The 13,706-nt window shown below is 69.9% G+C and carries 12 protein-coding genes; 6 read left to right on the top strand and 6 right to left on the bottom strand.

All coding sequences use genetic code 11. The features are described 5' to 3' along the window. Positions 1-305: 305 nt before the first annotated feature. Both QJS31_RS00520 and QJS31_RS00515 read left to right on the top strand, forming a co-directional pair. On the top strand, positions 306-1,220 hold the full coding sequence (locus tag QJS31_RS00520; protein WP_306355691.1) for an SDR family NAD(P)-dependent oxidoreductase: 915 nt from the start codon (positions 306-308) through the stop codon (positions 1,218-1,220). 21 nt (positions 1,221-1,241) lie between these two features. Further along, a complete protein-coding gene (locus QJS31_RS00515) occupies positions 1,242-2,084 on the top strand; it encodes a glycerophosphodiester phosphodiesterase family protein (RefSeq protein ID WP_306355690.1) in 843 nt (280 codons plus the stop codon). Positions 2,085-2,241: 157 nt separating this feature from the next. On the opposite strand, the gene QJS31_RS00510 is transcribed toward QJS31_RS00515, so the two are convergent. The 3 genes from QJS31_RS00510 to QJS31_RS00500 form a co-directional block, all read right to left on the bottom strand. Continuing rightward, positions 2,242-3,219, bottom strand: a complete 978-nt coding sequence (locus QJS31_RS00510) for an SMP-30/gluconolactonase/LRE family protein (RefSeq protein ID WP_306355689.1) — start codon at positions 3,217-3,219, stop codon at positions 2,242-2,244. 245 nt (positions 3,220-3,464) lie between these two features. Next, on the bottom strand, positions 3,465-4,094 hold the full coding sequence (locus QJS31_RS00505; protein ID WP_306355688.1) for an intradiol ring-cleavage dioxygenase: 630 nt from the start codon (positions 4,092-4,094) through the stop codon (positions 3,465-3,467). Continuing rightward, a complete protein-coding gene (locus QJS31_RS00500; RefSeq protein WP_306355687.1) occupies positions 4,091-4,564 on the bottom strand; it encodes a DoxX family protein in 474 nt (157 codons plus the stop codon). The genes QJS31_RS00505 and QJS31_RS00500 overlap by 4 nt, the downstream gene beginning before the upstream one ends. Positions 4,565-4,636: 72 nt before the next feature. Here QJS31_RS00500 and QJS31_RS00495 point away from each other — a divergent pair, with 72 nt between their 5' ends. After that, positions 4,637-5,101 carry a MarR family winged helix-turn-helix transcriptional regulator gene (locus QJS31_RS00495; RefSeq protein WP_306355686.1) on the top strand — a complete coding sequence of 155 codons (465 nt, stop codon included), beginning with the start codon at positions 4,637-4,639 and terminating at the stop codon, positions 5,099-5,101. 321 nt (positions 5,102-5,422) lie between these two features. On the opposite strand, the gene QJS31_RS00490 is transcribed toward QJS31_RS00495, so the two are convergent. The 3 genes from QJS31_RS00490 to QJS31_RS00480 all read right to left on the bottom strand — a co-directional run bounded on the left by QJS31_RS00490 (position 5,423) and on the right by QJS31_RS00480 (position 8,171). Continuing rightward, positions 5,423-6,604: an FAD-dependent oxidoreductase gene (locus tag QJS31_RS00490; protein WP_306355685.1), complete on the bottom strand. Its 1,182-nt coding sequence runs from the start codon at positions 6,602-6,604 to the stop codon at positions 5,423-5,425. A gap of 367 nt (positions 6,605-6,971) precedes the next feature. Further along, on the bottom strand, positions 6,972-7,433 hold the full coding sequence (locus tag QJS31_RS00485; RefSeq protein ID WP_282785390.1) for a M23 family metallopeptidase: 462 nt from the start codon (positions 7,431-7,433) through the stop codon (positions 6,972-6,974). A gap of 84 nt (positions 7,434-7,517) precedes the next feature. Beyond that, positions 7,518-8,171, bottom strand: coding sequence for a TVP38/TMEM64 family protein (locus QJS31_RS00480; RefSeq protein ID WP_282785389.1), 654 nt, complete (start codon positions 8,169-8,171; stop codon positions 7,518-7,520). Between the two features lie 232 nt (positions 8,172-8,403). Between QJS31_RS00480 and QJS31_RS00475 the strand changes: the two genes are divergently transcribed. The 3 genes from QJS31_RS00475 to meaB all read left to right on the top strand — a co-directional run bounded on the left by QJS31_RS00475 (position 8,404) and on the right by meaB (position 13,695). Further along, positions 8,404-10,269, top strand: a complete 1,866-nt coding sequence (locus QJS31_RS00475; RefSeq protein WP_306355684.1) for a methylmalonyl-CoA mutase family protein — start codon at positions 8,404-8,406, stop codon at positions 10,267-10,269. Between the two features lie 70 nt (positions 10,270-10,339). Then, complete coding sequence (gene scpA, locus QJS31_RS00470) at positions 10,340-12,592, top strand: methylmalonyl-CoA mutase (protein WP_306355683.1); 2,253 nt, start codon at positions 10,340-10,342, stop codon at positions 12,590-12,592. After that, the gene (gene meaB / locus QJS31_RS00465) at positions 12,589-13,695 is read left to right on the top strand and encodes a methylmalonyl Co-A mutase-associated GTPase MeaB (protein ID WP_306355682.1); all 1,107 of its coding nucleotides are present in this window, start codon (positions 12,589-12,591) and stop codon (positions 13,693-13,695) included. The genes scpA and meaB overlap by 4 nt, the downstream gene beginning before the upstream one ends. The last annotated feature ends 11 nt before the right edge of the window (positions 13,696-13,706 follow it).

Below are 13,706 nucleotides of genomic sequence, written 5' to 3'. Positions count from 1 at the left end.
GCTGTGTTCGGGATTCCCACGCGCGGGGGTGACCGGGTCCGGTGCTGTGCTCGGGATTCCCACGCGCCAGCCGTGCCCGTCGGCCGCGGCTCCGGGATGATCGTCGCGTTCGCGTACCCGGTCGGCGCGTCGGCGGCCGTTGTCGCCCGGGTGGTCCTGCCGCTGTCTCGGTCATCGGTCCTACCTGGTCATGGGGTGACCAGGACCGGGGGTCCTCGCCAGTTCGCGCCCTGCCGTCGGGATTCGGGCTGCCACACCATGGGGTGGCCGCCGGAGCCGGTGGCGGGAACGAGCTGGAGGTTGATATGAGTGCGGATGAGCAGCGGGGGACAGGGGTCAGTCGGCGGTCCATGCTGTACGGCTTGGCGGCGGCGGGTACCGGAGTGGCGGGGGTGGCGGGGGGCTGGGCCGCGGCCGATGCGACCGGGGAGCGGCCGGGACGCTTCGCCGGAAAAGTAGTTGCCATTACCGGGGCCACCTCGGGAATCGGGCGGGCGGCCGCCATCGCGTTCGCGCGCGAGGGTGCGCGTGTCGGTTTCTGCGGGCGGCGGACCGAGGAAGGGGCCAAGGTGGAGGCCGAGATTCGCGCGGCGGGCGGGGAGGCGCTGTACGTGCGCGCGGATGTGCGGGAGGCCGAGCAGGTCGAGAACTTCACCACCGCCGTGGTGGACCGGTACGGGGGGCTCGACATCGCATTCGACAATGCCGGAATCAACTGGTTCCGGCCGCTGCACGAGACCGATCCCGCCGAATGGGACGATATGCAGAACACCAATGTGCGCGGCGTCTATCTGGCGATGCGGTCGCAGATCCCGCATCTGCTGGCGCGCGGCGGCGGCGTCATCATCATCACCGGATCGCTGCACGAGGTGGCCACCCGACCGGGCGGATCGGCCTACGCCGCCACCAAGCGCGCGGTGCTGGCGCTGGCCCAGGCCGCGAGTATGGACTATGCGGCACAGGGGATTCGGATCAATGTGCTGGCACCCGGGGCGGTGGACACCCGCCTGTGGCGGGCGGTGCAGCCGACCGATCCGCAGCGGGACTGGGCCGCGTACAAGCGGGACTGGGCGCAGCGGAACCTGCCCGCGATCAAGCGCATCGGCGAGCCGGAGGACCTCGCCCGGGCGGCCCTCGCCCTCGCCCTCGCCTCCGACGATCTCGCCTATATGACCGGCACGTCGGTGCTGGTCGACGGCGGACTGACCACCTCCCTGTAACCCGAGCCGAGGAACGCCACCATGTACAGACATCTCCTGGCGCTGGTCACCGGCTTGGCGCTCGCCGCGACCGGAGCGCCGGCGGCCGCGCAGGACACGCCCCCGGCCACCGTCGCCCATCGCGGCGCGTCCGCGTACGCACCCGAGAACACCGTGGCGGCAACGCGATTGGCCGCCGAACAGGGTGCCACCATGGTCGAACTCGATGTGCGCCGCACCGCCGACGACCGGCTCGTGGTCATTCGCGACGACACCCTGGAACGCACCACCGATGCCGCCGCACGGTATCCGGACCGCGCGCCCTGGCGGGTGGCGGAGTTCACCCTGGCCGAGATCCGCACGCTGGACGCGGGCTCCTGGTTCGCGCCCGCCTATGCCGGTGAACCCGTTCCCGAACTCGGGGAGGTGCTGCGCACGCTCGGCGGCGGGCCCGCCGGACTACTGCTCGAAGTCAAACTCACCGACGCGAAAGACGGTGTTGCCGAACTCGTCTCGCGGGAGCTGCGGGCGGTGCCGGGCTGGACGGAAACGGCCCCGGATCGGCGGCGTCTCATGGTGCAGAGCCTGGACTGGGAATTCCTGCGCGAGTTCCGCGCACTGGAACCGGATATCCCGCTCGGCGGACTCAGCCAGCGTCGGCCCACGGCGAACGAACTGGATGCCCTCGCCGAACACAGTGGCATGGTGCACATCTCCGCCGACGATGTGGACGCCGACTATCTGGCACTGGCCCGCGCCCGCGGACTGGAGGTCTTCGCCTACGTGGTGAACGATACGCGGAATATGCGGCGGCTCATCGATGTCGGAGTGGGCGGCATCATGACCGATGTGCCCGACGTCCTGGAGTGTGTCATCCGCGCGTGAGCGCGTGGCGGTGGCCGGTGCCGAGGTTCCGGCCACCGCCGCCATCCGGCGAGCCCCGGTTGCCGGAGTCGGCGCGCTCGCCGGGCCCGCGGGACATCGCCGAGTTTCTCCCTGCCGCAGGTGGTTTCGGTGCACCGCGAGCAGAGGGGTCCATCCGTCAGTCCGCGCCCGGCAGGTCCAGGCTGGAGATCGTGAACGGCAGCGCCGTGGGCGGCAGGCCCGCGGCGAACCGGTTGTACTGGCTGTTGACCACCAGCAGGCGGCCCCGCTCGGTCAGCGCGGCCTGGCTGGGGTGCAGGAATCCGTCCGATGGCACCAGGCCGTCGACGATCCGGCCGCTCGACAGGTCGGGACTCATATCCAGCACCGCCACCCGTGGCTGGGCGGCGCTGTCGGCGTAGAGATTTCCCTGCGTGACGTAGATCCGGCGGCCGTCGTCGGAGACCACCGCGTCCCCGCTGGGCAGGGCCTGCCCGCCGAGGTCCACCTCGACGGTCCGTCCGCTGTGCCGGTCTATGCGCCACAACTGCCCGGTGGAACTCTGCACCGTGAGCAGATGGTCGCCGATCGCGAGGATGCCGTTGAGGTTGTGCCGCTCGGCGATCCAGTCGACGGGCGTGGACGTGACATCCAGCCAGGGCTCCATGCGCCAGGATCCGCCGGTGTCGGTGATCCGGTACACGACCGGCAGCAGCGAGTCGGTGGCGTAGGCGGTGCCATCGGCGGCGATGGTGACCTCGTTGACGAAACCGCCGTCGAGTCCGCGCAATTCGGCCAGCAGTCGGCCGTCGACGGCGTCGTAGACCCGGGCGGTGCCGGTACCGCCGCCATTGACGAACAGACGACCGGCCGGATCGAGGACCATCCCCGCGGTGGCGCTGCGGCCGTCGACGCCGGCGGGCGACCAGACCTCGAGCCGGGGCTCGTGCACATGGCCCCGGTAAATCGTCCCGTCTGCGGCACTGCCCACGAAGAAGTGCCCGGAGGCGCGGTCGTAGGCGAGTCCGGATGGGAAAGCCCGGTCACCCGGAACCACATACCGATCGAATACCTCTCGTTCCGCCGGTTGCGCGGAGCACGATATGGTCAGGGTCGCCGTCGCGGCGATCAATAGATAGCGCAGGGGAATTCGCATGGGTGCCGACCTTTCCGCCGTGTCTCGGTTACCCGAATACTGACTTCGTCGGCGCGCGGGTCCCAGGGCACTCACTGCCGGGGACCGCCGATCCTGGGCATGCCGCGCCTACGCGGGGCGAGACGCGGGTCCATGCGCGCTGAGCCGCAGTGCGTAAGCGATATCATCGAGCGCCCGCGCCAACACCTGGATATCGCGCCCCCGCACGTTCGACGGGCGGGCCACACCCGCCCGTCGAACCGGCGTCAGCGCTGGACGCCGAGGATGATCTCGGCTCGGTAGCCGGTGGTGGTGTTACCGCTTGTCGGTACCAGGGCGTTACCGCGACGGAAGAGGAAGTCCTCGGTGTTGCGGGTGCGGGGTTCGGCGCGGTCCGCGTAGGGGGCAACGGTGGCGATCGTCTGGGTGATCTCATCGTCGAAATACAGCTGGCCGGTGTGGATCTCGCGGGTTGCCAGGCGCACCTTCACGTGGATGTGGACCGTGCGGTTGTCGTACCAGCCGGGGAAGATCGTGGTGAAGGTGGCGGTTCCGGTGGGGTCGGTGGGTTGGGCGCCTCGAAGGAATTTCCCGGTGTCGGTGATGCCGGAGTAGGTGCCGTGGGCGTCGGCGTGCCAGATGTCGACGGTGGCGGTCGGGAGTGGGGTGCAGGTGGTCGCGTCGAGAATGGTGATACGCAGGGTCAGGGGGACGCCGGGTCGGTTGTCGCGGATGTCGGTGCGGACCGGAGCGGTATCGACGTAGTAGGGACCCTCGGTGCTCTCGGGAGTGAGGACGCAGGCGGGGGTCGCCACGGTCGGGCGGTTGGTTCCGCACGCGGTCGTCGCCAGGCCGATGCCGAGTGCGGTCAGGATGGTGCGGCGGTTCGGGATCATGCCGGGGTTTGGGGCCGCGCGAGTAGGCCGTCGACGCCGAAGCGGCCGGAACCCTGGACGGTGAGCTGGAGGCTGGCGGCGGCGAGGACGAGAGTCAGTTCGATGCCGCCGTTCTCGACGAAGAGTCCGTACGGCGCGTGGACGAAGGCGATGGCGCCGAGCATGACGACGGTCAATGCCGCGGCGGCGGTGCGGGTGAGTGCGCCGAGCGCGAGGAGGGGGCCGCCGATCAGTTCGGCGAACACCGTGTATGGGCCAGTCAGTTCCGGCAGGGGGATTCCGGACGCGCGCTGCAGCTCGATCGTGCCCGCAACGCCGAGGTTGGTGAGGGTGTCCCAGCCGTGGGCGAAGAAGATCACAGCCAGTGCCAGGCGGAGCAGGAGGAGCGCACCGTCGACGAGGGGGCGGGGTGCTGGCCCGGTCAGCAGGGTGCGGGCCGATCGGTCGGGCGAGTGGGCGGTTTTGTTCATGAGCATTCCTTTATCGTGGACTGATGCAATAGTAGCGTCATGCAACAGTATGTGCGTCGCTATGATCGCTGAATGGCAGTCCATCGGCAGCGTCCGCCGTCCTTGCTCGCCCAGCCGTCGTATCTGGCCTCGCAGGTATCGAAGTTCGGGCGGCAGCGGCTGGAGGCCGAGTTGGCCGAACGGGGTTTGCGGCTGGGCCATCAGGCCGTGCTCAGCGCCCTGGACGACTTCGGTCCGCTGTCCCAGCAGCAACTCGCCGATGCGCTCGACCTCGACAAGAGCCACCTCGTCGGCCACATCGACGAACTACAACGTCGCGGCCTGGTGACCAGGGCACAGGATCCTGCCGACCGTCGCCGCAACAAGATCGCGCTCACCGACGCGGGCGCCGACATGGTCAGGGAACTTCAGCCGGTGGCGGCGCAGTCCCAGGAGGGTTTCCTCGACGCCCTCACCTCGGCGGAACAGCAGGCCCTCACCGACCTGCTACGTCGCGTCCTCGCCGCCAACGACGCCGAACGCTGGGGCGAGCCGTAGCCCCGATCGGCCCGCGACCGTGCCGAATTCCGTTCGCACCACTCGGCGCTCCGGTCGATGGGCGTGGACGTGACATCCGGCCAGGGCTCCATCCGCGACACCTCGACGGTGTCGGAGATCCGGTACACGACCGGCAGCAGCGCGTCGGTGGCGCACACGGTGCCATCGGCGGCGACGAGGGTGCCGACCCTTCGGCCGCGTCCCAGTTTCCCGAATACTGACCCCCGTCGGCGTGCGGGTCCCAGGGCGCTCGCCGCCGGGACCGCCGATCCCGGGCACGGCGCGCCTACGCGGGGTGAGACGTGGGTTGCGGTGCCCGGTCTAGTTGTTCGCGCGGCCGACAGCGTTGCGGACCAGGCCGCGCAGGCCGGGTAGCTGGATGGCCCGCATCATCGCCTCGTTCAACCAGACGTGAGCGCGGGTGGGCGGAAGGTAGCGGACCATGCCACGGCGGGCCAGTGCCTGCCGTTTGACGACCTCGGGCCGCAGCTCGGCTTCCCAGGCCGCCAGTGCCGCATCGATATCGGTGCCAGGGGCGGATACGGCCGCGCCCAGCCGGTCGGCCCCGTCCAGGGCCAGTGCCGCCCCGTACCCCGCGAAGACGGTGACGCACCAGGCGGCGTCACCGAGCAGAACCACGCGCCGGCGGCTCCACTCCGCGAGGGTGACCTGGCTGATGGAGTCGAAATAGGCGCTGCCCGGATCTTTTTCGAGTTGTGTGAGCGCCTCGGCGACGCCGCCGCCCAGATCGCCGAAGGCTCCGGTGAGCGCGGCGACGGGGCCGCGTGCGACCTCGGCCTCCGGGTCGGCGCTGCGGTAGGTGAAGAAGGCCGAGGACCGTCCGGACCCGAGATTCATGACCGCCGCGGTACGTCCCGTCCCGATGTACGTGGTGCCGACACCGGCCGGGACCTGATCGGGCAGCGCGCCGAGCGGGAAGGCCGCGACCACGGTGCGCATATCCACCAGATGGTCGTTCCCCGTGCCGAATACGAGGTCGCGAATGCCCGAGTGCACGCCGTCCGCGCCGATCAACAGGTCCGCGTCGATCCGGGTGCCGTCGCTGAGCTCGGCGCGGATCCCGTCGGCGTGCCCGTCGACGGCCCGCACGGTGGTGGCGAACCGGATCCGCACCTTGTCGGCCACCGCTTCGTACAGCACCGATTCCACATCACCGCGCAGCACGCTCACCGCCCGCGCGCCGACCGCGGCCTCCGTGATCGCCGCGGGCACCGTCAGCTTCTCGCGACCGTCCGCGTGCACGAGCACGGTGGTGAAGAACCCGGCATCGCGCTGCGCCAACGCGGACACCAATCCCATCCGCTCCGCCGCGTCGTACCCAGGTCCGTGCAGATTCACCAGATACCCGCCACTACGCCGCGCCGGGGCCCGCTCGACGACGAGCACCTCCCACCCGTCCCGATGAAACCGCAATGCCGCGGCCAACCCGGCGATCCCCGCCCCCACGACCAGCACCCGCCGCCCCGCCGTCATTCCCGTCATGAACACTCCTGAGTCCGCGCTGTGCGTGGCATCGGCGAATCCCGGCGATCGGCCACACGAGCGCCATGTACACCACGCCGCCGCCGAGTACGGCGATACCAGCCTGTCCCCCCGTCGAATGGCGGCTCGAGCCGAAGGTGAGGGTGGCCAGGGCCAGGCACGCCGGGCCGATCAGGGCGACGAACACGGCGATCGATGCCGTCAGTGCCCGACCGCGCAGTCGGGGAAGGTCTGGCGGGGCGGATGGGTGTATGGATACTCCTACGTCACGCTGCCGGTGTGGCCGATGAAAGCCGCAGTGTGGCTGTCGCGCAACGGGTTCGGCCAGCTGATTCGCCCCGGCTCGAATCTCGGCGCGTCGCCTGGCTCAGGGTGTCAGGACGTGCTGCCAGTCGGCGAGGGGGTGGGCCGCGCCGACGAGGAGGGGGAGTGGGTCGAGGCGGTCGGGGCCGGGGGGTGTCCAGACCGAGCGATGCCATTCGATGTGCAGATGCGGGGGCACATTGCCGTTGGTGCGGCGGTCGGGGTCGACGAGGCCGATGCGCTGGCCCGCCTCGATGCGGCGGCCGACGCGGACCTCGGGGATGATGTGCCCGTACACGGTGGTGCCCGAGCCGTCGGCGGTCGGATGGTCGATCACCACCCAGCGCCCGAAGCCGGAGGCCGGTCCGGATCGGGTGACATAGCCGCCCTGCATGGCGAAGACCGGGCGGTTGGCCGAGCCGCCGGGAAAGCCGAAGTCGACGCCCCAGTGGTAGCCGCCGCCGCGGGGGCCGAAGGGCGAGGTGACGATGTGGCCGCGCTCGAGCGGCCAGACTCTCGGTGCCATGTGTATCTCCCTGCGCTGTCTCCCTTATCCGAATATCGTGCCGCGCCAAGGCAATCGGCGCAGACGAACGGAGTGGGAGAGCGCTCAGCGGGGAGTCGTAGCGGCCACCGGGTCCGGCCGCTCCTCGGGCGTGGCCAGCAGGGTGTCGACGGCGAGTCCGATAATGCCCACGGCGATGCAGACACCCGACACGATGAGCTGGGCGGGGTGGGTGTGGTCGGTGAGCGCGTCCGCGAGCAGCACCGTGCCGACGGTTCCGGGAACGATGCCGATGAAGCTCGCCACCACATACGGCGTCAGTCGCACCGATGACAGTGCGGCGCAGTAGTTCACCACCGAGAACGGTGCGAAGGCGATGAGCCGCAGCGACCCCACCGCCAGCCAGCCGCGGCGGGCCAGCCGGGCGTCGACGGCGCGTACCGTCGGATGGGTGAGCCGGGCGCGCAACCGCTCCTTGTCCAGGGCGCGCACCAGCAGCAGGGCCAGTACGGCGCTCACGGTGGACGCCGACAGGGCAAGTCCGAGGCCGAGCATCGGCCCGAACAGCATGCCCGCGCTGACGGTGAACAGCGTGCGGGGGAACGGGGCCACGCAGACGAGGGCGTGCGCGACGAAGAACACCAGCGGCAGCAGCGGCCCGCAGGAATCGGCCCAGGCCCGAATCTGCGCGGCGGTCGGCAGCGGAATGAGCGCGACCACGGCGAAGAGCGCGACGACGGCCACCACAAACACGACCATTCGGTATCCACCGAGTCGGCTGAGGAGGGTCCGCGGGCTTGTTGGCACCGCGCCAGGTTACCGGCTGGTAGTGAATGCCCGGCGACGGGAATCACAACCCTGCCGCTAGCATCAGAAGGCAAGACGAGGAATGCTCGTTAACCGAAACGCTGTCTGAGCAGGGCGAACGAGACGTTCGGCGCTGCTGGGGCGGTCCCTTTCGGGGCACGTGTGGGAGAAGGAAACAGCAGCTATGCCGATCGCTTCAGACTCGGACACCGGACCGGTGCCCGGGTATGCCGCCTGGCGCAAGGGTGTCGCCGGCGTGCTGGCCAAGGCCCGCAGGGTGGACGTCTCGGAACTGCCGGACGAGCCGGAGAAGCTGCTCGCGGTCACCACGTACGACGGTCTGACCGTCAACCCCCTCTACACGCGCCGCGACGAACTGCCCGAGCAGCCGCTGCCGGGCGAGTTCCCGTTCGTGCGCGGCGGTGACGGCACCCGCGACGTGCATCGCGGCTGGTACGTCGGTGCGCGGTTCGGCGGCACCGACGCGGCCGAGACCAATCGCGAGATCCTCTTCGGACTGGAGAACGGCGTCAGCGCCGTCTGGCTCCGCGTGGGGGAGGGCGGCGTGCCCGTGGCACAGCTGCCCGCCGCGCTGTCGGGTTTGCTGTTCGAATTGGCCCCGCTCACCCTGGACGCCGGCCCGGTGCTGGCCGAGGCGGCAGCGCGGGTCTACGCGACGCTCGACGCCTACCAGGTCGAGGAGCGCGCGGACATTCAGGTCCGGTTGGGTGCGTCTCCGCTGACGAGCTTGTTCGCCGGAACCCCTGCCCTCGATCTGGACAGCGCGATCGCGCTAGCCCAGGACGCGGTGGCGCGGCCCGAGAACGTGCGTGCGATCACGGTGTGCGGCGTGGCCTTTCATGAAGCCGGGGCCTCCGACGCGCAGGAACTCGGTGCGGCGGTGGCGGCGGGTCTGGAGTATCTGCGCGCCCTCACCGACGCCGGCGCCGATATCGCGGATGCGCTGGGCCAGCTGGAATTCCGCTTCGCCGCCACCGACGACCAGTTCGCCACCATCGCCAAATTCCGTGCGGCCCGGCGGCTCTGGGCCCGAGTCGCCGAGGTCTGTGGCGCGCCCGCCTTCGGCAATGCCCCGCAGCAGGCGGTGACATCGCCCGCCATGATGACCCAGCGCGACCCGTGGGTGAATATGCTGCGCACCACCCTGGCCGCCTTCGGCGCGGGCGTCGGCGGCGCGGATACCGTCACCGTGCTGCCCTTCGATCACGCGCTGCCCGCCGGGGAACTCGAGGTGTCGAGGGCGTTCTCCGAGCGCATGGCCCGCAACACCCAACTGCTGCTGCTGGAGGAATCGCACCTGGGCCACGTCCAGGACCCGGGCGCGGGCTCCTGGTACGTCGAAACGCTCACCGACGAACTCGCCGCCAAGGCATGGGAATTCATGCGGGAGCTGGAGGCCGCGGGAGGTTACCTGGCCGCCCTGGAATCCGGTCTGCTGGCCCGGCGCGTCGGTGAGACCAAGGCGCGCCGTGACGGTGATGTGGCGCACCGCAGGTCGGCCGTCACCGGCGTGAACGAATTCCCCAACCTGGCCGAGCAGCCGCTGTCCGAGGCGGCCCGCGCCATGACCTCGCAGACGAGCTACGGCGCGGCGTTCGAGGCGCTGCGCAACCGCTCCGACGCCTATCTGGCCGCGCACGGATCGCGTCCGCGCGCCCTGCTGGTGCCGCTGGGACCGGTGGCCGAGCACAATGTGCGGGTCACCTTCGCCGCCAACCTGCTCGCCTCTGGCGGTATCGAGACGATCAATCCGGGCGCGCTGGCCGTCGACGGCATCGCGGCCGCGGTGGCGGAATCCGGTGTGGCTCTCGCGGTGCTGTGCGGTTCCGACAACCGCTACGGCGCGGAGGCCGCGGCGGCGGTGGACGCGCTGCGCGCGGCCGGTGTGACCACGGTGCTGCTGGCCGGGGCGGAGAAAGCGGTGGCCGACGCCGCCGGCGCGCAGCGGCCGGATGGATTCCTGACGGCGCGGATGGATGCGGTGACGGCACTGTCCGGCCTGCTGGAGAAGCTGGGAGCCCCGGCGTGAGCGGTCAGGCGCGGAGGAGGCAGCGCAGCGTAACCACGCAGCGCCCCGCTCAGGCCAGAAAGGACACAGCATGAGCGACATCAAGCATCTGATCGGCAATTTCGCCGACGTCCCCCTCGAATCGACCACCGACGCCGCCGTGACCGGCGAGCAGGTGCGGGACTTCGTCCAGGCCGCGGCGACCGCGAATCGGTACGCGCCCGAACAACTCACCTGGGCCACCCCCGAAGGTATCGACGTCCCACCGGTTTTCACCCGCGCCGACCGTGACGCGGTGGAGGCGGCGGGCTACCCGCTCGACAGCGTGCCCGGTGTCGCCCCGTTCGTGCGCGGCCCGTACCCGACCATGTACGTGAATCAGCCGTGGACGATCCGCCAGTACGCGGGCTTCTCCACCGCCGCCGACTCCAACGCCTTCTACCGCCGCAACCTGGCCGCCGGGCAGAAGGGCCTCTCGGTGGCCTTCGACCTGGCCACCCACCGCGGCTACGACTCCGATCACCCACGCGTGACCGGTGACGTGGGTATGGCCGGTGTGGCCATCGACTCCATCCTGGACATGCGGGAGCTGTTCGATCATATTCCGCTGGACCAGGTCTCGGTCTCCATGACCATGAACGGCGCGGTGCTGCCGATTCTGGCGCTGTACGTGGTGGCCGCGGAGGAGCAGGGCGTCAAGCCCGAACAGCTGGCCGGAACCATTCAGAACGACATTCTGAAGGAGTTCATGGTCCGCAACACCTACATCTATCCGCCCAAGCCCTCGATGCGGATCATCTCCGACATCTTCGCCTACACCTCGGCGAAGATGCCGAAGTTCAACTCCATCTCGATCTCGGGCTACCACATCCAGGAAGCCGGTGCGACGGCCGATCTGGAACTGGCCTACACCCTCGCCGACGGTGTGGAATACATCAAGGCGGGTATCGACGCGGGTATGGAGGTCGACAAGTTCGCCCCGCGCCTGTCGTTCTTCTGGGCCATCGGCATGAACTTCTTCATGGAGGTCGCCAAACTCCGTGCGGGCCGCCTGCTCTGGAGTGAACTGGTCGCGAAGTTCGAGCCGAAGAACTCGAAATCGCTTGCGCTGCGCACCCACTCGCAGACCTCGGGCTGGTCGCTCACCGCGCAGGACGTGTTCAACAATGTGGCGCGCACCTGTGTGGAGGCCATGGCCGCCACCCAGGGCCACACCCAGTCGCTGCACACCAACGCCCTCGACGAGGCCCTCGCCCTGCCGACCGACTTCTCGGCCCGCATCGCACGCAACACCCAGCTGCTGATCCAGCAGGAGTCCAACACCACCCGGCCCGCCGATCCGTGGGGCGGTTCGTACTATGTCGAGTGGCTGACCCACCAGCTGGCCGAGCGCGCCCGCGCCCACATCGCCGAGATCGAGGCGCACGGCGGTATGGCACAGGCGATTTCGGAGGGCATCCCGAAGCTGCGCATCGAGGAGGCCGCCGCCCGCACCCAGGCCCGCATCGACACCGGCCAGCAGCCGGTGATCGGCGTCAACAAGTACCAGGTCACCGAGGACACTCCGATCGAGGTGCTCAAGGTCGAGAACTCGCGGGTGCGCGCCGAGCAGAACGCCAAACTCCAGCGGCTGCGCGCCGAGCGCGATTCCGGTGAGGTGGAACGCGCACTGGCCGAATTGACCCGTGCCGCGGCGTCATCCGAGGGCGGCATGGAGAACAACCTGCTCGCCCTGGCCATCGACGCCGCCCGCGCCAAGGCCACCGTCGGCGAGATCTCCGATGCCCTGGAGAAGGTGTACGGTCGCCACCAGGCCGAGATCCGCACCCTGTCGGGCGTCTACCGGGAAGAGGCGGGCAAGGTGAGCAATATCAGCGATGCCATCGCACTGGTGGAGGAGTTCGCCGAGGCCGAGGGCCGCCGCCCCCGCATCCTGGTCGCCAAGATGGGCCAGGACGGCCACGACCGCGGACAGAAGGTGATCGCCACCGCCTTCGCCGACCTCGGCATGGACGTCGATGTGGGCCCGCTGTTCCAGACCCCTGAGGAGGTGGCCCGGCAGGCGGCGGACAACGACGTGCACATCGTCGGCGTCTCCTCGCTGGCGGCCGGTCACCTCACGCTGGTGCCCGCGCTGCGGCAGGCGCTGGCCGACGTCGGCCGCCCCGACATCATGGTCATCGTGGGCGGTGTCATCCCGCCCGGTGACTTCGACGAACTCTACGAGGCCGGTGCCGCCGCCATCTTCCCGCCGGGCACCGTCATCGCCGATGCCGCCATCGGCCTGATCAAGAAGCTGGGCGCGTCGCTCGGCCACGAGATCGGCACCGGCGCGGCGGAATGAGCGACGCCGCACACGCGAACGAGGGTGGCGCCGAGCGTCCTCGGCTCGGCACCACGGCGGGAGTGGGTCCGCGCGGTGGCGCACCGGGGGTGGCCGGTGCGGCGCGCCGGGTCATCGATGTCGACGACCTGGCCGCCCGGGTGCGCGCCGGTGAGCGCGCGGCGCTGGCGCGGGCCATCACGCTGGTGGAGTCCACCCGCACCGACCATCGGGAACTGGCGCAGCGACTGCTGCTGCGGGTCACGCCCGACAGCGACGCGGTGGTGTCGAACCGAGTCGGCATCACCGGGGTGCCGGGCGTCGGCAAGTCCACCTTCATCGACGCGCTGGGCATGCATCTCATCGGTCAGGGGCACCGGGTGGCGGTGCTGGCGGTCGACCCGTCCTCCACCCGCACCGGCGGCTCCATCCTCGGCGACAAGACCCGGATGGGCCGACTGGCGGTGGAGCGCGATGCCTACATCCGACCCTCGCCCACCGCGGGCACGCTGGGCGGGGTGGCCAAGGCGACCCGCGAGACCATCGTGCTGCTGGAGGCGGCGGGCTACGACGTGATCCTGGTGGAGACCGTCGGCGTCGGCCAGTCCGAGGTGACCGTCGCCAATATGGTCGACGTGTTCTGCTTCCTCACCCTGGCCCGCACCGGAGACCAGTTGCAGGGCATCAAGAAGGGGGTGCTGGAACTCGCCGACCTGGTCGCGGTGAACAAGGCCGACGGTAAGCACGAGGTGGAGGCTAAGGCCGCCGCCCGCGAACTGAGCGGGGCCATGCGGCTCATCCATCCGCGCGAATCGCTGTGGCACCCACCGGTCATCACGATGAGCGGACTCGAGGGCAACGGGCTCGACACCTTCTGGAACACCGTGCTCGAACACCGCCGCGTGCTCACCGAGGCGGGGGAATTCGCCGAGAAGCGCCGTCGCCAACAGGTGGACTGGACCTGGAATATGGTGCACGACCAACTGCTGCGCCGCCTGACCGACAATCCGGCCGTACGCGCCATCCGGACGCAGGTGGAAAAGCAGGTCCGCGACGGATCGCTCACTCCGGCCCTGGCCGCGGAGGAGATCCTGGACGCGTTCGACGGACCGTCCACGGCGTAGTCGGAATTCGC

Origin of the sequence: Nocardia sp. CC213A (assembly GCF_030766805.1) — a bacterium.
Lineage (GTDB): Bacteria > Actinomycetota > Actinomycetes > Mycobacteriales > Mycobacteriaceae > Nocardia > Nocardia otitidiscaviarum.
Note: the sequence above shows the minus strand (reverse complement) of the source record. Positions and strands in the feature narration are given on the sequence as shown.

Bases quoted from the DNA above. Each gene is read 5' to 3' on its own strand.
- QJS31_RS00520 (WP_306355691.1), top strand. From the start codon at position 306: ATGAGTGCGGATGAGCAGCGGGGGACAGGGGTCAGTCGGCGGTCCATG.
- QJS31_RS00515 (WP_306355690.1), top strand. From the start codon at position 1,242: ATGTACAGACATCTCCTGGCGCTGGTCACCGGCTTGGCGCTCGCCGCG.
- QJS31_RS00510 (WP_306355689.1), bottom strand. From the start codon at position 3,219: ATGCGAATTCCCCTGCGCTATCTATTGATCGCCGCGACGGCGACCCTG.
- QJS31_RS00505 (WP_306355688.1), bottom strand. From the start codon at position 4,094: ATGATCCCGAACCGCCGCACCATCCTGACCGCACTCGGCATCGGCCTG.
- QJS31_RS00500 (WP_306355687.1), bottom strand. From the start codon at position 4,564: ATGAACAAAACCGCCCACTCGCCCGACCGATCGGCCCGCACCCTGCTG.
- QJS31_RS00495 (WP_306355686.1), top strand. From the start codon at position 4,637: ATGGCAGTCCATCGGCAGCGTCCGCCGTCCTTGCTCGCCCAGCCGTCG.
- QJS31_RS00490 (WP_306355685.1), bottom strand. From the start codon at position 6,604: ATGACGGGAATGACGGCGGGGCGGCGGGTGCTGGTCGTGGGGGCGGGG.
- QJS31_RS00485 (WP_282785390.1), bottom strand. From the start codon at position 7,433: ATGGCACCGAGAGTCTGGCCGCTCGAGCGCGGCCACATCGTCACCTCG.
- QJS31_RS00480 (WP_282785389.1), bottom strand. From the start codon at position 8,171: ATGGTCGTGTTTGTGGTGGCCGTCGTCGCGCTCTTCGCCGTGGTCGCG.
- QJS31_RS00475 (WP_306355684.1), top strand. From the start codon at position 8,404: ATGCCGATCGCTTCAGACTCGGACACCGGACCGGTGCCCGGGTATGCC.
- scpA (WP_306355683.1), top strand. From the start codon at position 10,340: ATGAGCGACATCAAGCATCTGATCGGCAATTTCGCCGACGTCCCCCTC.
- meaB (WP_306355682.1), top strand. From the start codon at position 12,589: ATGAGCGACGCCGCACACGCGAACGAGGGTGGCGCCGAGCGTCCTCGG.